This is a genomic window from Pseudorhodoferax sp. Leaf274 (genome assembly GCF_001422445.1).
Classification (GTDB): Bacteria; Pseudomonadota; Gammaproteobacteria; order Burkholderiales; family Burkholderiaceae_C; genus Pseudorhodoferax.
The window spans coordinates 1-18,360 of record NZ_LMNA01000012.1; the positions used below are offsets into that span (position 1 = coordinate 1).

General features: G+C 69.7%; 17 protein-coding genes. 8 read left to right on the plus strand and 9 right to left on the minus strand.

Annotation, left to right across the window (positions count from 1 at the left end):
* A partial coding sequence (locus ASF44_RS32350; protein WP_369820923.1) for a beta strand repeat-containing protein occupies positions 1 to 1,858 on the plus strand: 1,858 nt, incomplete at its 5' end.
* Between the two features lie 50 nt (positions 1,859 to 1,908).
* Here the strand turns inward: ASF44_RS32350 and ASF44_RS14100 are convergent.
* Entirely contained in the window at positions 1,909 to 2,661 is a 753-nt protein-coding gene (locus ASF44_RS14100; protein WP_056899866.1) for a DUF5672 family protein, read from the minus strand.
* A gap of 62 nt (positions 2,662 to 2,723) precedes the next feature.
* Between ASF44_RS14100 and ASF44_RS14105 the strand changes: the two genes are divergently transcribed.
* Complete coding sequence (locus ASF44_RS14105; protein WP_056899867.1) at positions 2,724 to 3,938, plus strand: glycosyltransferase; 1,215 nt, start codon at positions 2,724 to 2,726, stop codon at positions 3,936 to 3,938.
* 16 nt (positions 3,939 to 3,954) lie between these two features.
* Here the strand turns inward: ASF44_RS14105 and ASF44_RS14110 are convergent, their stop codons facing one another.
* The 5 genes from ASF44_RS14110 to radC all read right to left on the minus strand — a co-directional run bounded on the left by ASF44_RS14110 (position 3,955) and on the right by radC (position 9,175).
* Entirely contained in the window at positions 3,955 to 4,446 is a 492-nt protein-coding gene (locus ASF44_RS14110; RefSeq protein WP_056899868.1) for a methyltransferase domain-containing protein, read from the minus strand.
* Entirely contained in the window at positions 4,443 to 6,347 is a 1,905-nt protein-coding gene (locus ASF44_RS14115) for a tetratricopeptide repeat protein (protein WP_056899869.1), read from the minus strand. Before ASF44_RS14115 ends, ASF44_RS14110 begins: the two co-directional genes overlap by 4 nt.
* 17 nt (positions 6,348 to 6,364) lie before the next feature.
* Entirely contained in the window at positions 6,365 to 7,792 is a 1,428-nt protein-coding gene (locus ASF44_RS14120; RefSeq protein ID WP_056899870.1) for an efflux transporter outer membrane subunit, read from the minus strand.
* A 61-nt stretch (positions 7,793 to 7,853) separates the two neighbouring features.
* Positions 7,854 to 8,492 carry a Smr/MutS family protein gene (locus tag ASF44_RS14125; protein ID WP_369820924.1) on the minus strand — a complete coding sequence of 213 codons (639 nt, stop codon included), beginning with the start codon at positions 8,490 to 8,492 and terminating at the stop codon, positions 7,854 to 7,856.
* Positions 8,489 to 9,175 (minus strand): DNA repair protein RadC, encoded by a 687-nt coding sequence (radC, locus tag ASF44_RS14130; protein ID WP_056899871.1) that lies wholly within the window; start codon positions 9,173 to 9,175, stop codon positions 8,489 to 8,491. Before radC ends, ASF44_RS14125 begins: the two co-directional genes overlap by 4 nt.
* A 57-nt stretch (positions 9,176 to 9,232) precedes the next feature.
* Here radC and ASF44_RS14135 point away from each other — a divergent pair, with 57 nt between their 5' ends.
* Together ASF44_RS14135 and ispH are read left to right on the plus strand one after the other, a co-directional pair.
* A complete protein-coding gene (locus tag ASF44_RS14135) occupies positions 9,233 to 9,694 on the plus strand; it encodes a peptidylprolyl isomerase (RefSeq protein ID WP_056899872.1) in 462 nt (153 codons plus the stop codon).
* Positions 9,694 to 10,638: a 4-hydroxy-3-methylbut-2-enyl diphosphate reductase gene (gene ispH, locus ASF44_RS14140; protein WP_056899873.1), complete on the plus strand. Its 945-nt coding sequence runs from the start codon at positions 9,694 to 9,696 to the stop codon at positions 10,636 to 10,638. The genes ASF44_RS14135 and ispH overlap by 1 nt, the downstream gene beginning before the upstream one ends.
* A gap of 95 nt (positions 10,639 to 10,733) precedes the next feature.
* Here the strand turns inward: ispH and ASF44_RS14145 are convergent, their stop codons facing one another.
* From ASF44_RS14145 to ASF44_RS14155, 3 genes are all read right to left on the minus strand, one after another.
* Positions 10,734 to 12,449, minus strand: a complete 1,716-nt coding sequence (locus ASF44_RS14145; RefSeq protein WP_056899874.1) for a PhoH family protein — start codon at positions 12,447 to 12,449, stop codon at positions 10,734 to 10,736.
* Positions 12,450 to 12,603: 154 nt separating this feature from the next.
* Positions 12,604 to 13,080, minus strand: a complete 477-nt coding sequence (locus ASF44_RS14150; protein ID WP_056899875.1) for a peroxiredoxin — start codon at positions 13,078 to 13,080, stop codon at positions 12,604 to 12,606.
* Between the two features lie 143 nt (positions 13,081 to 13,223).
* Complete coding sequence (locus ASF44_RS14155; protein WP_056899876.1) at positions 13,224 to 13,601, minus strand: Mth938-like domain-containing protein; 378 nt, start codon at positions 13,599 to 13,601, stop codon at positions 13,224 to 13,226.
* Positions 13,602 to 13,758: 157 nt separating this feature from the next.
* Here ASF44_RS14155 and ASF44_RS14160 point away from each other — a divergent pair, with 157 nt between their 5' ends.
* From ASF44_RS14160 to mobB, 4 genes are all read left to right on the plus strand, one after another.
* The gene (locus ASF44_RS14160) at positions 13,759 to 15,018 is read left to right on the plus strand and encodes a pyridoxal phosphate-dependent aminotransferase (RefSeq protein WP_056899877.1); all 1,260 of its coding nucleotides are present in this window, start codon (positions 13,759 to 13,761) and stop codon (positions 15,016 to 15,018) included.
* On the plus strand, positions 15,015 to 16,337 hold the full coding sequence (locus ASF44_RS14165) for a homoserine dehydrogenase (protein ID WP_056899878.1): 1,323 nt from the start codon (positions 15,015 to 15,017) through the stop codon (positions 16,335 to 16,337). The genes ASF44_RS14160 and ASF44_RS14165 overlap by 4 nt, the downstream gene beginning before the upstream one ends.
* Positions 16,337 to 17,752 carry a threonine synthase gene (gene thrC, locus ASF44_RS14170; RefSeq protein ID WP_056899879.1) on the plus strand — a complete coding sequence of 472 codons (1,416 nt, stop codon included), beginning with the start codon at positions 16,337 to 16,339 and terminating at the stop codon, positions 17,750 to 17,752. Before ASF44_RS14165 ends, thrC begins: the two co-directional genes overlap by 1 nt.
* Positions 17,753 to 17,834: 82 nt before the next feature.
* Positions 17,835 to 18,353, plus strand: a complete 519-nt coding sequence (gene mobB, locus ASF44_RS14175; RefSeq protein ID WP_056899880.1) for a molybdopterin-guanine dinucleotide biosynthesis protein B — start codon at positions 17,835 to 17,837, stop codon at positions 18,351 to 18,353.
* Positions 18,354 to 18,360: the final 7 nt, after the last annotated feature.

Genomic DNA, 18,360 nt, shown 5'->3' on the forward strand with positions numbered 1-18,360 from the left:
CACCGCCCAGGTGGTGGCCATGGAGACCGGTGACCTGGCAGCGCTGGGCACCAACCAGGTCGCGGCACTGACCACGGCCGGCGTGGCCGCGCTGACGACCGACCAGGTCGTGGCGCTGACCAGCGTGCAGGTGTCGGCCCTGACCACCAGCGCCATCGTGGCGTTGACGACGGCCCAGGTCGCGGCACTGGAAACCCGCGACGTGGCCGCGCTGACCACCACCCAGGTGCGCGCCTTCGAGACCACCGACCTGGCGGCGCTGACCACCGTGCAGGTGGGCGCACTGAGCACGGCCGGCATCGCCGCGCTGACGACGGCCGGCGTGGCCGCGCTGACCACGGCGCAGGTCGAGGCCCTGACGACGACGCAGGTCGGCGCGCTGACGACGGCTGGCATCGCTGCGCTGACCACCGCCCAGGTGGCGGCGCTGGAAACGCGCGACGTGGCCGTGCTGCGCACCAACCAGGTCGCGGCGCTGACCACGGCCGGCGTGGCCGCGCTGACGACCACGCAGGTCGCCGCGCTGAGCACGGCCGGTGTGGCTGCGCTGACGACGGCCGGTGTGGCTGCACTGACCACCGCCCAGGTGGCGGCGCTGACCTCCACGCAGGCCACCGCGCTGACCACGGCCGGCATCGCCGCGCTGACCACCGCCCAGGTGGCGGCGCTGGAGACCGGCGACCTCGCCGCGCTGCGCACCAGCCAGATCGCTGCGCTGACCACGACCGGCATCGCCGCGCTGACGACGGCCCAGATCGTGGCGCTGACCACCGCGCAGGTGGCTTCGCTGAGCACGCAAAGCATCGCCGCGCTGACGACCGCCCAGGCCGCCGCGCTGGAGACCCGCGACATCGCCGCGCTGACCACCACCCAGGTGCGTGCGCTGGAGACGTCCGACCTGGTGGCCCTGAGCACGACCCAGGTGGCGGCACTGACGACCACGCAGGTCCATGCGCTGACCACCACGCAGATCAGCGCGTTCACGACCACGCAGACCCAGCACCTGGCGCTGGGCTCGCCCGTGATCCTGGACCTGGACGGCAACGGCGTGCAGACGCAGAGCATCACGGCCGGCGTCAAGTTCGACCTGTTCGCCGACGGCAACGCGGTGCAGACCGGCTGGGTCTCCAGCGGCGACGGCCTGCTGGTGCTGGACCGCAACGGCGACGGCAGCATCAACGACGGCTCCGAGCTGTTCGGCACCTCTACGCGACTGGCCAGCGGCCAGAACGCGGCGGACGGCTATGCCGCGCTGCGCGAGCTGGACAGCAACGGCGACGGCGTGCTGAACGCCGACGACGCGGCCTTCGCCGACCTGCGCCTGTGGGTGGATGCGGACTCCGATGGCGTGAGCCAGTCCGGCGAACTGCGCACCCTGGCCGACTACAACATCAAGAGCATCAACCTGAACGCCCGCGCCGAGCTCAGCAAGGACAACGGCAACCTGGTGGGCTTGGTGTCCAGCTACGAGACCACCGACGGCGCCACGCATGCGGCGGCCGACGTCTGGTTCGTGGCGCAGAAGGCGGTGGCCGACACTGCGCCGGCCAACGACCTGCGCACGCAGGTCGGCAGCTTGGCCGAGGCCATCGGCAGCTTCGACGGCGACGCGGCCTGGAACGGCGCGCCGCAGGCGGCCGCCGATCCGGCCACCGCTGCGGCGGCGCGCTCGGCAACGCAGGGCGTGGTGGTCGGCATGGCGGACGCGATGCGCCAGTTCGACGCCAACGGCAACGCGGTGGCGGGCACGCCGTCCACGGCGGTGGTCACGGCGCTGGGCAAGTCGATGACCACGCTGGCCGGCCTGCAGGACCCGGCGCAGCACGGCATCCTGGCCGGCGGAACGTCCAAGGCCTGATGCACGGCGGGGCCGGCCGGCCCCGCTGCCGCTTCAGCCGGGCGGCACGGTCAGACCGTGTCGAGCACGGGCGAGGGCGGCAGCAAGGCTTTCCAGAACGCGGGCTCGTACTTCCACCAGGCATGGCCCGCCATCGGGACCTGGCCGCCGTTGACGGCCAGGTAGTACGAGGGCCGCAACTCCAGCGCGAAGCGCGAGGCGACGATCTCGTTGGGCAGCACGAAGTCGCCCGACAGCGCGCCCATGAAGGCGAAGAACAGGTCTTCGCTGGAGCCCGTCTGGCAGAACACCTGGATGGCCTGCGGAAACTCGCGCAGCAGCGCGGCGCACTTGTCGATGCGGCGCAGGCTGAGCCCGCCATTGCCCACATGCACCTTCAGGCGCTTGCCCAGCGCGCCCTGGAAGCGGTCGAGGTTGACGAACAGCTCGTTGCCATCGGGCCAGGGCGCACCCACGTAGTCGTAGGGCGAGGCGCACCAGGCGTCGAGCTCGTCGCGCAGCACCACGGCATCGGTCTGCAGGATCAGCAGGTGGCCTTGATCGGCGAAGCGCTCGTAGAAGGCCGGGTCCAGCAGCAGGCGGTTGTAGTCGGCGATGCTGGCGAAGCACCGGGGCGCCAGGCCGATGAAGCCCAGCTGCGGGTAGCGCTGCCGGTAGTAGTCCAGCGCCAGCCCGTCCGGGCCGACGAAATCGATGCGCCGGCCGGCCAGGGCCTGCACCGACACGTCCAGCGAAAACTCTTCGATCGGCGACAGGCGTGGCTGGTAGATGGGGACCAGAATCGCGGGGTGGTGGGAAGGCATGCCCGCATTTCACTACAGCGGCCCGCGCCTTCGGGCGCCGGCCTGCACATTCGCATCCAGCCATGAGCCCACGCACCGTCTACATCGAACTGTCCAGGACGCCCATCTACCGGCGCATCGCCCAGGCGCTGGGCGCCGCGCTGGCCCACAGCGGCCTGCAGGTGCTGGCCGTCAAGCCCGAGGGCTTCGACAGCGAGAGCTTCCAGCGCTTCGTGGAGGAGCCCGGCCATGCCGACGCGGTCTACATCTCCACAGCCTCCAGCAATGCGGTGCAGTCGGTGCGGCCCGCCACCGGGCGCCACTACTTCGAGAGCTTCGCGGGCCGGCTGGTGTTCCTGCACCAGGACACCATCCTGGGCGGGCTGGACCTGCTGGGCGCCATCGCCAAGCTGCAGGCCTGGCAGCGCGTGGCGGGGCGCGCGGCCCATCTGTGCATCGAGGCCGGCAACATCGCCGACCTGGCGTCCGTGGGCATCGGCCATGCCGGCCTGGTGCCGCACGCCAGCGAGTTCGCGCCGGTCGAGCCGCTGCTGGATGGCTTCGTGCACGACACCGCCTTCGTCGGCCATGCGGTGCCCAGCCAGGCCAGCCCGCGCCATGCATCCCCGCGGCTGCAGCAGCTGCTGGATGCGGCGCTGCAGGCAAGGCGCGCGGACTTCGCCAGCGCGCTGGAGCCGCAGGTGAAGGCCTTCGCCGACCAGGCGCTCGATGGCCTGGGCACGGACGCCGACCGGGCCTTGCTGCGCGTGGCGCAGGCCCAGTGGCTGCGCAACGAGGTCACCGGCCTCACGCTCCCGCTGCGCGGATGGGTGTTCGAGCAGGCCGGCCTGGATGCGCTCGACGTGTATGGCGGCGACCCGGCTTACCTGCACGGCATCACGCGCCAGCTGCAGGTCGACCGGCCCGGCCTGCGCTACCACCCGGCGGTGTACGAGCCGGCGGCGGTGCAGCGCGTGTTCGGCGGCAGCCGCGTCAACATCAACATTTCTTCGCTGCAGTTCGACCATGCGGTGGTGAACCGCTTCCACGACGTGGTGCTGTCCGGCGGCCTGTGCCTGACCGATGCGCGCGACGGGCTCGCGGCGCTGACGCCGGCGCATGCAGAGGTGTCGTTCCGCACGCTGGACGAACTGCGTGACAAGGTCCGCCACTTCAGCCTGCCCGCCCACGCGCGCGAGCGGGCGCTGCTCGTCAAGGCGCTGCAGCAGGACGTGCTGCGCCACTCGGGCTATCCGCTGGTGGTGCAGGCCATCCAGGGCGCGCTGGACGCGCTCTGAAGCAGCGCGGGCGCGCTCAGCCCGGCAGGCGCTTTTGCATCTGCGTGACGAGGTTCGCGCCCATCCACTCCTGCCGCAGCATGCGGAAGTGGCCGTTGAAGCCGTAGATCTTGGCCCAGCGGTTGGTGTCGTCGAAGTAGCAGGGGAAGGTCTCCTCCGTGATGATGTTCACGTGGGTCGGGTCCTGGAACGCCGCGTTGTGCGGGTAGGCCGGCGTGACCGAGAGGAAGATGCCGTCCACCTTGAGCACCCGGTAGATCTCGTTCATGAGCTGCACGAACGGGTTGCGGTGCTTGGGCGCGTAGATCACGCGCGGCACGTGCTCGATGAACTGGAAGGCGGTCACGAACTCGAACATGCCGTCCGCATACGGGATCGGCTCGATCGCCAGGTCGGCGGCTGCGATGTTGTTGCCGATGTCCTCGCGGATGTCGACGCCGAACACCTCGTCGGCCTTGAACGGGTTGTTGGGGTTGGGGCCGCAGCCCAGGTCCAGGGTCTTGGTCATGCTTGTGGTTGGCTAGGGTTGCAGGCCAGCGCATCGCTGGCACCGCCGAGCTGGGTGCGCCGCCACATCGCGGTGTAGGCGGCTTCGAGGTGGCGGCGGAAACCGTCGGTGTCGCACAGGGCCTGGCCATTCGCGCCGTCGCCACGCTGCAGCAGCCGTTGGCGCAGCGAGGCCCGGCGCTCGGGGTTCTGCGCGAGCTTGAGCGCCAGGGCCTCGTAGGCGGCCAGCGAATCGGTGGCCAGCTTGGGCAGCCCGGCCGCCTGCACGAGGCTGCCGGCCACGCGCGAGGGGAAGGAATCTCCTACGCAGGTCACCACGGGCAGGCCGGCCATCAGCGCGTCGGCGGCCGTGGTGTGGGCGTTGTAGGGATGGGTGTCCAGGAAGATGTCGGCCTGGCGGTAGCGGGCCAGGTGGTCTTCCACGCGCGGCACGCGGCCGGCGAACACCAGGCGTTCCGGCGCGATGCCGCGCAGCGCGGCTTCCTTGCGCAGGTTGCGCTGGGTGGCTTCGCCGCGCGAGACCAGCCACAGCACGCTGCCCGGCACCTGGGCCAGCAGGCGCATCCAGACATCGAACACCGGCGGCGTGATCTTGTAGTCGTGGCTGAACGAGCAGAACACCACGCCCTCGTCGGGCAGGCCGCATTCGGCGCGCGTGGGCGTGCGCTCGGCGATCTGCACGCTGTCGTCCACGGTCAGGTAGGCGTCTGGCAGGTAGACCACCTGCTCGTCGTAGAAGGGCTTGTGGGCGTCCGGGATGATGTGGCGGTCGGCCAGGATGTAGTCGTAGTAGTCCACACCCATGGTGCCGGGATAGCCCAGGTAGTTGACCTGCACCGGCGCCGGCCGCCACGCGAAGATGGCGGTGCGCGTGTCCGAGGTGTAGCCGCCCAGGTCGATGGCGATGTCGACCTCGCGCTCGCGCATCCAGCGCGCGATGCGCTCGGCCGTCCAGTCGCGCGCGTCGACGAACTCGTCGAAGGCCGCGAGGATGCGCCCGCGCAGCCGGCTGCCGTCGTCCACGCCCAGCGAGATGGCGATGGTCTCGAAGCGGCTCTTGTCGTGCCGCTCGAAGATGCCGCACATCAGGTGGCTGACGGGGTGTTCGCGCAGGTCGGGCGAGACGTAGGCGATGCGGATGCGCTTGTGCTGGTAGCGCTCGCCGTTCCACAGCGCCTGCGGCTGGCGCGGGTTCTGGTGGGCCGCGAAGATGCGCGCGGCGCGCTGGTGGTCCTGCGCGTTGCTGGATGCCGACATGAAGGCCAGCGACTTGCACACGCGTTGGCCGGCGCGCACGCCGTCGACGATGCGCGCGCGCAGCGCGTCGAAATCGGTCCAGTCGCAGACGTGCAGGCGCTCGAAGAACAGCAGGCCCAGCGCGTAGTCGGCATCGGGCTTGACCCGCACCAGCCGCTCGAACATCGCGATCGCCTGGGCGCTCTGCTTGAACTCGGTCAGGAGAATGCCGCAGTTGCCCAGCGCGGACGGGTGGTCGGGCGCGAAGCGCAGGATCTGGTTGAAGCGCTCCAGTGCCTCGTGGTGGCGGTACATGGCGCGCAGCAGCGCGCCGCTGTTGAGCAGCACGTCGACGAAGTCGGGTTGGATCGCGAGCGCGCGGTCGTAGGCCGCGAGGGCCTGGTCGTTGCGGCCCAGGCCCTGCAGCACGGTGCCGTGCAGGTGGTGCAGCGGCGCGAAGCCGGGCGCGGCGGCCACGCCGGCCTCGCAGCGCGCCAGCGCCGTGGCCCCGTCGCCGGCCTGCCAGGCGATCAGGCCGAGCGAGTAGTGGGCCGGGCCGTTGTCGGGCTGGGCGGCCAGCACGGCATGGAAGTGCGTGGCGGCCTCGGCGGTGTGGCCGCTGCCTTGCAGCTGGATGGCGCGCACCAGGGTGTCGGAGATGGACATGCGTTGGTTCTTGATGTTCAGGTGCCGGCGCGGGCGCCGCCGCCCAGCGCCTTGTAGAGCTGGGCCGAGGCGTCCAGTTGCGCGCGGCGCAGTTCGATGGCGGTCTGCTGCACACCGACCAGGTCGCGCTGGGCGTCCAGCACCTCGAGGTAGCCGACCATGCCGCCGGCGTAGCGGGCCTGGGCGATCTCCAGCCGGCGCTGCTGCGCGCGCTGGTTGGCGGCGATGGCCTGCAGCTGCTGTGCCAGCGTGCGCTGGGCCGAGAGCTGGTCGGCAACCTCGCGGAAGGCGAGCTGGATGGTTTTCTCGTACTCGGCCACGGCGACGCGCTTGCGCGCTTCGGCGATGTCGGCCTGGGCGTCCAGGCGGCCGCCGTCGAACAGCGGAAACGTCAGCGCGGGCTGGAAGTTCCAGGCGCCGCCGCTGAACAGCGTGGCCAGCGCGGGGCTGGCGAAACCCAGGCCGGCCGTCAGCACGATGCGCGGGAAGAAGGCGGCGCGTGCGGCGCCCACATTGGCGTGCGAGGCGGCCAGCCGCTGCTCGGCGGCCAGCACGTCGGGTCGCAGCAGCAGCACCTCGCCGGGCAGGCCGGCGGACAGCGGCTGGCCCAGGGCCTGGTTGGCGAGCGTGTTGCCGGGTGGCAAGGCGGCGGGCGGCTGGCCCACGAGGAACTGCAGGCGGCTGGTGGCCAGCGCCTGCTGGTGCGTGGCGGCGAACAGGGTGCCGCGCGCGGTTTCCAGCGCGCCGGTGGCCTGCTGCACGTCGTAGTCGTGCACGGCGCCGATCTGCTGGCCGCGCGTGAGCAGATCCAGCGATTCCTCGCGCAGCGCCAGGCTGGCGCGCGCCAGGGCCAGGGCCTCGTCCTGCTGCAGCAGCGCAAAGTAGGCGCTGGCCACGTCGGACACCAGCGACAGCTGCAGCGCGCGCTGCGCCTCTTCGGTGGCCAGGTAGCTGGCGCGCGCGGACTCGGACAGCCGCGCCAGCCGGCCCCAGAAATCGAGCTCGAACGAGACCGTGGAGATGGCCAGGTCGTAGCGGTCGGCGTTGGACTGGGCGTCCAGGCCGCTCAGCGCCGGCGGCGAGCGCTGGATGGCGGCCTGTGCGCCGAGGTTCACGCCGGGCAGGCGGTCGGCGCGCGTGACGCCGTACTGCGCGCGCGCCTCCTGCACGCGCGCGGCCGCGATGTGCAGGTCGCGGTTGTGCTCCAGCGCGGCGGCGATCAGGGCCTGCAGCCGCGCGTCGGCGAAGTAGCTGCGCCAGTGGATGCGGGTGGCGTCCTGCCCGCCTTCGGTCAGCTGGCCTGGCCAGGCGGTGGGCACGGGTGCGTCCGGACGCTGCAGCGGTGCCTGGCTGGCGCAGCCGGCCAGCGCGAGTGCGGCGCACAGTACGGCGCACGGTGCGGCCAGGGCGCGTGGCGGGGCGGGAAAGGGCAGGCGGCGGAACATGGCGCGGGCAGTCTAGTGCCGCGTGGTGCCGCCGGGCGCATCCGCGGGCGCCTTCTGTCGCTCAGGACTGGGGTTTGAGCAGGACCACGAGCGCGCCGGCGCCGCCTTCGTCGGCCCGGGCCTGCACGAAGGCCAGCACCTCCTGCTTCTGGATGAGCCAGGCCTGCACCTTGGACTTGAGCACGGGCACCCGGCCGGGCGAGCCCAGGCCCTTGCCGTGCACCACGCGCAGGCAGCGCAGGCCCTGGCGGTGCGATTCGCGGATGAAGGCCGACAAGGCCTCGCGCGCGTCTTCGCGGCGCAGGCCGTGCAGGTCGAGCTCGCGCTGCAGGCTCCACTCGCCCTTGCGCAGCCGGCGGGTGACGTCCATGCCGATGCCGGGGCGGCGAAAGCTCATGGCGTCGTCCACGTCCAGCAGCGTGGTGGCGTCGAACTCGTCGCTGAGGCTTTCCAGCAGCACGCGCTGCTCGTCGAGCTGCTGCTGCACCGGGATCGGCGCGGGTTGCTCGGGTGCCAGCCGCACGCGCGGGGGCTGGCGCAGCGGCGCCACCGGCCCCGCGGCGTTGGCGAACAGGTTGCGTTCGGCCTCGGCGCGGCGCAGGGCCTCGCGGCGCACGGCCTCGCGTTCGGCCGCCAGGCGCTGCTGCTCCGCCAGGTGGCCGCGCATGGCGCCCAGGTCCTGCAGCGAGCGGGCCCTCACAGCAGCCCCCGTTCGGCCAGCGAGACGGCCTGGCCCGGCGCGACGACCACGTGGTCGAGCACGCGCACGTCGACCAGCGCCAGCGCGGCCTTGAGTTGCTGCGTCAGCAGCTCGTCGGCGCGCGAGGGCTCGGCGCTGCCGCTGGGGTGGTTGTGGGCCAGTACGACGGCGCCGGCGTGGTGGGCCAGCGCGCGCACCACCACTTCGCGCGGGTAGACGCTGGCCTGCGAGAGGGAGCCGCGGAACAACTCTTCCAGCGCGATGAGGCGGTGCTGGCTGTCCAGGAACACCACGGCGAAGACCTCGTGCGGGCGGCCCGCAAGCTGCAGCTGCAGGTAGTCCTTGACCTGCTGCGGCGCGCTGAACAGGGGCCGTTCGCGCAGCTGCTCGGCCAGCGCGCGGCGTGCGAGTTCCAGCACGGCGACCAGCTCGGCGCGCTTGGCCGGGCCGAGGCCCTTGATGCGCTGCAGGTCGGTCGCACTGGCGTGCAACAGGCCGGACAGGCCGCCGAAGCCCAGGGGCGGCGGGGCGAGCAGTTCGTCGGCCATGCGCAGCACGCTCTTGCCCTGGATGCCGGTGCGCAGCAGCAGGGCGAGCAGCTCGGCATCGGCCAGCGCCTGCGGCCCGCGCGCCAGCAGCTTTTCGCGCGGCTGGGCGTCGGTGGGAAGGTCTTTCAACGCCATGGCGGGGACCCGGTGGCCCGGGTTTTTACAATGGCGTCCAGTTTATCGAGGCTCCCCATGACCCCAGACTCCGCCGCCGTGCCCGTGGTGCATCCCGGCTCCTTCCTGACCCTGCATTACCGGCTGGCCGGTCCGGGCGGCGACATCATCAACACCTTCGGCGGCAAGCCGGCCACGCTGTCGCTGGGCGCGGGCGAGCTGTCGCCGGCCGTCGAGGAGCGCTTGCTCGGCCTGGCCGAGGGCACGCACACGCAGTTCGAGCTGCCCGCCGGCGCCGCGTTCGGCGAGCGCAACCCCGAGATGCAGCAATGGGTGGCGCGCGGCCTGCTGGCCAAGCTGGGCGACCCGGACGAGCAGTACAGCGTGGGCGACGTGGTGCAGTTCCCCACGCCCGATGGCTCGGGCAACTACGCCGGCGCGGTCATCGCGCTGAAGGACACGGCCGTGCAATTCGATTTCAACCACCCGCTGGCGGGCCAGCCCGTGACCTTCGAGGTCCAGCTGATCGGAGTGCTTTGATGACCGGCGTGGTGAGCGACATCGTCCTGGCCGAGCCGCGCGGCTTCTGCGCCGGCGTGGACCGCGCGATCGAGATCGTCGAGCGCGCGCTTGCCAAGTTCGGCGCGCCGATCTACGTGCGCCACGAGATCGTGCACAACACCTATGTGGTGAACGACCTGAAGGCGCGCGGCGCGATCTTCATCGAAGAGCTGGACGAGGTGCCGCCCGATGCCACGCTGGTGTTCTCGGCCCACGGCGTCAGCCAGGCAGTGCAGCGCGAGGCCGAACGGCGCGGCTTCCGCATCTTCGACGCGACCTGCCCGCTCGTGACCAAGGTCCACGTGGAGGTGGCCAAGCTGCACAAGGAAGGCTTCGAGTTCATCATGATCGGCCACAAGGGGCATCCCGAGGTCGAGGGCACGATGGGCCAGCTCGACAGCGGCATCCACCTGGTCGAGGACGTGGCCGACGTGGCGCGCGTGCAGCCCGGCCAGACCGAGCGGCTGGCCGTGGTCACACAGACCACGCTGTCGGTGGACGATGCAGCGGAGATCGCGGCTGCCGTCAAGGCGCGCTTTCCGAACGTGCGCGAGCCCAAGCAGCAGGACATCTGTTACGCCACGCAGAACCGGCAGGACGCCGTCAAGGTGCTCAGCCCGCAGGTCGACATCCTGATCGTGGTGGGCAGCCCCACGAGTTCCAACAGCAACCGGCTGCGTGAGCTGGCCAAGAAGCTCGGCACCGAGAGCTACATGGTCGACAGCGCGGACGAACTGCGCGCCGAGTGGTTCGAAGGCAAGCCGCGCGTGGGCCTGACGGCGGGCGCGTCTGCACCTGACGTGCTGGTCCAGCAGGTGATCGAACGCCTGCGCGCGCTCGGCGCACAGGCGGTCCGCAAGATGGACGGCGTGCAGGAAACGTTGAAGTTCCCGCTGCCCAAGGGCCTCAAGCTGGACGCCTGACGGAATAGCGCCCACGCTCCGCCGCTGCGCGGGTCGCTGCCCCCCGAGGGGGGGGGCGTTTTGCCTTGGGGCGGCCCGGCGGCAAAACCTTCGGGCTACAGCACTTCGCTCGCGAAGTCGGCCAGGCGAGAACGCTCGCCGCGCGCCAGCGTGATGTGGCCGCTGTGCGGCCAGCCCTTGAACTTGTCGACCGCGAAGGTCAGGCCCGAGGAGCCTTCGGTCAGGTAGGGCGTGTCGATCTGCTGCAGGTTGCCCATGCAGACGATCTTGGTGCCCGGGCCGGCGCGCGTGATCAGCGTCTTCATCTGCTTGGGCGTCAGGTTCTGCGCCTCGTCGATGATCACGTACTTGTTCAGGAAGGTGCGGCCGCGCATGAAGTTCATGCTCTTGATCTTGATGCGCGAACGGATCAGCTCGTTGGTGGCCGCGCGGCCCCACTCGCCCGCGCTGGTCTCGGTCTTGGCCAGCACCTCGAGGTTGTCGTCGAGCGCGCCCATCCAGGGGCCCATCTTTTCTTCCTCGGTGCCGGGCAGGAAGCCGATGTCCTCGCCCACGCTGACGGTGGCGCGGGTCATGATGATCTCGGTGTAGCGGCGGTCGTCCAGCACCTGCGTGAGGCCGGAGGCCAGCGCCATCAGCGTCTTGCCGGTGCCGGCGTTGCCGGTCAGCGTGACGAAGTCGACCTCGGGATCGAGCAGCAGGTTCATCGCGAAGTTCTGTTCGCGGTTGCGCGTGGTCACGCCCCAGACAGCGTTCTTCAGGTGGTTGAAGTCGCGCAGCGTCTTGAGCACGGCGGTCTTGGCGCGGATCTCGGTCACCCGCGCGTACAGGCTGGGCTCGCCGGGCGCCTCGAAGTAGACGAACTGGTTGATGTGCAGGCTCGGCACCACGGGGCCGGCGATGCGGTAGAAGGTGTGCTGGCCCTGCTGCCAGCTCTCCACCGTCTTGCCGTGCTTGGCCCAGAAATCAGGCGGCAGCGCCAGCGCGCCGGAGTACAGGAACTCGCCGTCCTCCAGCGTCTTGTCGTTCTGGTAGTCGTCGGCGGCCAGGCCCAGGGCCTTGGCCTTGACGCGCATGTTGATGTCCTTGGACACCAGCACCACCTCGCGCGGCGCATGCTCGCGCCGCAGCGCATCGACCACGCCGAGGATCTGGTTGTCGGCCTTGCCCTGCGGCAGGGCGGCGGGCAGCTTGTCGTCCAGCGGGCGGGTCTGGAAGAACAGCTTGCCGCCGGCCTCACGGTGGCCGGTGGCGTCCAGTGGCAGGCCGACGGCGATGTCGGCGTTCGGCGCGCCGGCCAGGGCATCGAGGGTACGGCTCGACTGGCGCGCGTTGCGCGCCACTTCGCTCATGCCCTTCTTGTGGCCGTCGAGCTCTTCCAGCACGATCATCGGCAGGTAGATGTCGTGTTCCTCGAAGCGGAACAGGCACATCGGGTCGTGCATCAGCACGTTGGTGTCGAGCACGAACAGCTTGGACGGGCCGCTCGACCTGGCCGGCTTGCGCTTGCGTGCCGGCGCGGCAGCCGCGGTATCGGCCGATGGCGTGCGGCGCCCGCGGGCCGGGGGCGCCTCCGCCTCGGCCGGTTCGCGCATCACGGGTGCTTCGACGACAGCGCCGGCATCGCGCAACACGGCGACGGGTGCTTCATCCTGGGCTTCGCGCGGTGCGTTGGCCGGCGCTTCCAACGCTGCCTCGGTGAACCGTGCGCGTGCGACCCGCGCGGGTTTCGATGTGGCGCGCGCAGGGGCGTCGAAGGCGTCAGGCGACAGGGTGGCAGCGCGCTTTGCGGGGGGCGGGGGCAGAGGCATGGGGCGTCGTGTTTCCTGGGAAGGAGCAAAAACGAAAAAGCCGCCCGGTCGCCAGGGCGGCTTTTTGGTGGGATGCGCGAGGAGCGTCTCCTAGGGGCATGGAACCATTATGCATGACCCCCGTGACAGCCTTTCGCGCGGATGACCGCAGCGGTCAGGCGGTCGTCTTGAGATCCTTGACGGCCGCCAGGACTTCGTCCACGTGGCCGGGGACCTTGAGGCCGCGCCACTCCTGCTGCAGCGTGCCATCGGCACCGATGAGGAAGGTGCTGCGCTCGATGCCCTTGACCTTCTTGCCGTACATGATCTTGTTCTTGACCACGCCAAACATGTGGCACATTTTTTCTTCGGTGTCGGCAATGAGTTCGAAGGGCAGCTCGAGCTTGGCCTTGAACTCGTCGTGCGACTTCATGTTGTCGCGCGACACGCCGAACACCGTGGCCCCGGCCTTCACGAAGTCCTTGTACTTGTCCCGGAACTGCATGGCTTCGGTGGTACAACCGGGCGTGTTGTCCTTGGGATAGAAATACAGCACCAGGACATGGCCCAGGTGCGAGGTGTTGGAGACTTTCACGCCGCCCGTGGCGTTGGCTTCGAATTCAGGGATGAGTTTGTTGACAACGATCGCCATATGTTTGAATCTCGGGAGTCGGAAAGTGGTCGTCGGGCGCGTGTATTCAGGCCCAAGAGGCCATCGCGGCAACCCTAGATTTTACCCTGAAAATGCTTTTCGCGCTTCCCTGTTACAGGAAGCGCAGCACGGGTGTGCATGCGTCACTGTGCAGGCTCCAGCAGCAGCGCGACCACGACGTCGCGGCCCTCCTGCGCCAGGATGTTGTAGGTGCGGCAGGCGGCGGCCGTGTCCATGGTCTCCACGCCGATGCGCTTGGCGATCAGCGGGCGCAGCCAGGCGGCCTGCGGAAAACGCAGCTTGGGGCCGCTGCCGAAGATCACGACCTCGCAATCGAGTTCGGCCAGTTGTGCGAAGTGCTCCGCGCCCAGGTCCTCGAAACGCTGGCAAGGCCAGGCGATGCGCTGTCCGCGCGAGCCGATGACCACGCTGTGGCTGATGCGGTCGGCCTGCACGGCGATCCAGTCGGCCCCCAGTGCGGTGATGGTCTGGACGTCGGATCGGTCGGGCTGCAGCTTCATGGAGGAGGGTGAGTGTGCGGGCCTGGAATTGCCGCGAACTGTGGTCAAATTATAGGTTTTCGCTTCAACAAGGGCGCCGGCAGGGGTATGGCTTTGCCGCGGCGCGGCTCTTTGGCCAAGACCCAGACGGGGCCATTGAGGGACTGCAGGGGACTCCATGAAAACCGTCCGTAAATCCGCCAAGCTCTCCAACGTCTGCTACGACATCCGCGGCCCCATCATGGATGCGGCGCGCCAGATGGAGGAAGAGGGCCAGAAGATCATCAAGCTCAACATCGGCAACCTCGCGGTGTTCGGCTTCGATTCGCCCGAAGAGATCCAGCAGGACATGATCCGCAACCTGCCGAACTCGGCCGGCTACTCGGACAGCAAGGGCATCTTCGCGGCGCGCAAGGCGGTCATGCACGAGACGCAGAAGCAGGGCGTCAAGGGCGTCACGCTGGACGACATCTACCTGGGCAACGGCGCCAGCGAGTTGATCGTGATGGCCACCAACGCGTTGCTCAACGACGGCGACGAACTGCTCCTGCCCGCACCCGACTATCCGCTGTGGACGGCCGCCGTGAGCCTGTCGGGCGGCACGCCCGTGCACTACCGCTGCGACGAGGCCAATGGCTGGATGCCCGACCTGGACGACATCCGGGCCAAGATCACGCCGCAGACCAAGGGCATCGTGGTCATCAACCCGAACAACCCGACCGGCGCGCTGTACTCCGACGAACTGCTCCAGGCCCTGGTGGACATCGCCCGCGAGCACGGCCTGGTGCTATTCGCCGACGAGGTCTACGACAAGGTGCTCTACGACGGCGTGCGCCACACGGCCATCGCCAGCCTGTCCGACGACGTGCTCACGCTGACCTTCAACTCGCTGTCCAAGAGCTACCGCAGCTGCGGCTACCGTGCCGGCTGGCTCGTGGTCTCGGGCGACAGGAAGCCCGCGCGCGACTACATCGAGGGCCTGAACATGCTCTCGAACATGCGGCTGTGCGCCAATGTGCCGGGCCAGTGGGCGATCCAGACGGCGCTGGGCGGCTACCAGAGCATCAAGGACCTCGTGTGCGAGGGCGGCCGGCTGCGCCGCCAGCGCGACCTGGCCTACGAACTCATCACCGCGATCCCGGGCGTGAGCTGCGTCAAGCCCAGCGCGGCGCTGTACATGTTCCCGCGGCTCGACCCCAAGGTCTACCCGGTCGAGGACGACCAGCAGTTCATCCTCGAGATGCTGCAGGAAACCAAGGTCATGCTGGTGCAGGGCACGGGCTTCAACTGGCCCACGCCCGACCACTTCCGCATCGTGTTCCTGCCGCACGAGGACGACCTGCGCCTGGCCATCGGCCGCATCGCTGCCTTCCTCGAGCAGTACCGCAAACGCCATTCCGTTTCCTCTTCCTCCTCCGCACAAGCGGCTCTCGCATGAAACCCATCCAGGTCGGCCTTCTGGGCATCGGCACCGTCGGCAGCGGTGTCTTCAACGTTCTCGCGCGCAACCAGCAGGAGATCCGGCGCCGCGCCGGCCGGGGCATCGAGATCGCAACCGTGGCCGACCTGAACGTCGAACGTGCACGCGCCGTCGTCGGCAGCGACGTGAAGGTCGTTGCCGATGCGCGCGCCGTCATCGCCGACCCGAACATCGACATCGTCGTCGAGCTGATCGGCGGCTATGGCATCGCCAAGCAACTGGTGCTCGAAGCCATCGCGGCCGGCAAGCACGTGGTCACGGCCAACAAGGCGCTGCTGGCCGTGCACGGCACCGAGATCTTCGCGGCAGCGCAGGCCAAGGGCGTGATCGTGGCCTTCGAGGCGGCGGTGGCCGGCGGCATCCCCATCATCAAGGCGCTGCGCGAGGGCCTGACCGCCAACCGCATCCAGTGGATCGCCGGCATCATCAACGGCACCACCAACTTCATCCTGTCGGAGATGCGCAGCAAGGGCCTGGACTTCGACGTGGTGCTCCAGGAAGCCCAGCGCCTGGGCTATGCCGAGGCCGACCCAACCTTCGACATCGAAGGCGTGGACGCCGCGCACAAGGCCACCATCATGTCGGCCATCGCCTTCGGCATCCCGGTGCAGTTCGACAAGGCCTATGTGGAAGGCATCACCAAGCTGTCGGCGCAGGACATCCGCTACGCCGAGCAGCTGGGCTACCGCATCAAGCTGCTGGGCATCACCAAGCGCACCGACAAGGGCGTGGAGCTGCGCGTGCACCCGAGCCTGGTGCCGGCCAAGCGCCTGATCGCCAACGTCGAGGGCGCGATGAACGCCGTCGTCGTGCAGGCCGATGCCGTGGGCACCACGCTGTACTACGGCAAGGGCGCGGGCAGCGAGCCGACCGCCAGCGCCGTGATCGCCGACCTGGTCGACATCACGCGCCTGCACACGGCCGATCCCGAGCACCGCGTGCCGCACCTGGCCTTCCAGCACGATGCGCTGAGCGACCTGAAGGTGCTGCCCATGGGCGAGGTGGTGACCAGCTACTACCTGCGCCTGCGCGTGGCCGACCAGGCCGGCGTGCTGGCCAAGGTCACGGGCCTGCTGGCCGAGTCCGGCATCAGCATCGACGCCGTGCTGCAGCGCGAGGCCGACGAGGTCGGTGGCGAGGGTTCGACGCAGACCGACCTCATCATCCTCACGCACGACTGCCAGGAAGCGCTGATGGACGCCGCCATCGCCAAGATGCAGGCGCTGCCGACCGTGCTGGCGCCGATCACGCGCATCCGCAAGGAAGAGCTGAACTGATGCGTTACCTGTCCACGCGCGGCCACGCCGACCGCAAGCAGTTCTGCGAGATCCTGCTCGAAGGCCTGGCGCCCGACGGCGGCCTGTACCTGCCCGAGCAGTACCCGCAGGTCGATGCCGCCACCCTCGCACGCTGGCGCGCGCTGCCGTACGCCGAGCTGGCCTTCGAAATCCTGTCGCTCTACATCGACGACATTCCCGCGGCCGACCTCAAGGCCCTGTGCGCCAAGACCTATACACGCGACGTGTTCGGCACCGAAGCCATCGTGCCCTTGCGCCCGCTGGAAGACGGCGTGTACCTCGAAGCCCTGTCCAACGGCCCCACGCTGGCCTTCAAGGACATGGCCATGCAGCTGCTCGGCAACCTGTTCGAGTACGAGCTGGGCCGCCGCGGCGAGGAACTCAACATCCTGGGCGCCACCAGCGGCGACACCGGCAGCGCGGCCGAGTACGCCATGCGTGGCAAGAAGGGCGTGCGCGTCTTCATGACCTCGCCGCACGGCCGCATGAGCCCGTTCCAGCAGGCCCAGATGTTCAGCCTGCAAGACGCCAACATCCACAACCTGGCCGCGGACGGCGTGTTCGACGATTGCCAGGACATCGTCAAGGCCGTCTCCAACGACCTCGCGTTCAAGCGGAAGTACCGCATCGGCACGGTCAACTCGATCAATTGGGCGCGCTTGCTGGCCCAGGTCGTCTACTACTTCGCGGGCTACTTCCAGGCCACGAAGATGGACGGCGAGCAGGTCAGCTTCACCGTGCCCTCGGGCAACTTCGGCAACGTCTGCGCCGGCCATGTGGCACGCATGATGGGCCTGCCGGTCCACAGGCTGGTCGTGGCCACGAACGAGAACGACGTGCTCGACGAGTTCTTCCGCACCGGCACCTACCGCGTGCGCGGCAGCGCGGACACGCACGAGACCTCCAGCCCGTCGATGGACATCTCCAAGGCGTCCAACTTCGAGCGCTTCGTGTTCGACCTGCTGGGCCGCGACGCCGCACGCACGGCCGAGCTGTTCGGCGCGGGCCTTGCCCGTACGGGCCGCTTCGACCTGGCCGCCGATCCGCTGTTCGCGCAGGGCGCCACGCGTTTCGGCTTCGCCAGCGGCAAGAGCACGCATGCCGACCGCCTCGCGACCATCCGCGACACCTGGGAGCGCTTTGGCCAGATGATCGACACGCACACGGCCGACGGCCTCAAGGTGGCGCGCGCGCACCGCACTGCGGGCGTCCCCATGGTGGTGCTGGAAACCGCGCTGCCGATCAAGTTCGCCGAGACCATCGTGGAAGCGCTGGGCCGCGCGCCCGAGCGGCCCGCACGGTTCGAAGGCATCGAGGATCTGCCGCGCCGCGTGCAGCGCGTGCCGGCAGACGCCGAGGTCATCAAGCGCTACATCGCCGAACACTGCCATTGAGCCCGCCAGCGCATCGCCTCGCGCATCGCGGCCGCCCGGGGGCGCGCGCCGACGCCTTCGGGTGGCCGGGCGGCGCTGGCCTGTGAAGGTCGTGGGTGTCGCCGGCTACTCGGGCGCCGGCAAGACCACGCTGATCGAGCGGCTGATCCCGCTGCTCAAGGCGCGCGGCGAATCGGTCTCGGTCGTCAAGCACGCGCACCACGGCTTCGACATCGACACCCCTGGCAAGGACAGCTGGCGCCACCGCGAGGCCGGCGCGCACGAGGTGGTGATCGCCTCCGATCGCCGCCTGGCGCTGCTGCGCGAATACCCGGCCGAGCACGCGCCGACCGCGCGTGGCCTGATCGCCGAACTGCGCCAGGACGTCGACTGGGTGCTGGTCGAGGGCTTCAAGCACGAAGACCTGCCGCGCCTGGAAGTGCGCCGCGCAGGCGAGCAGCGGCCTGCGCGTTATCCCGAGGACCTGCAGGTCCGCGCCGTTCTGACCGACGCGCCTGCCGCGCTCCAGCCCGCCCCCCTGTGCCCGGTGCTGGATCTGAACGACGTGCCGGCGCTGGCCCGCTGGCTGGCCGACAATGCCGCGCTGTTCGCCTACCGTTGAATCCCCC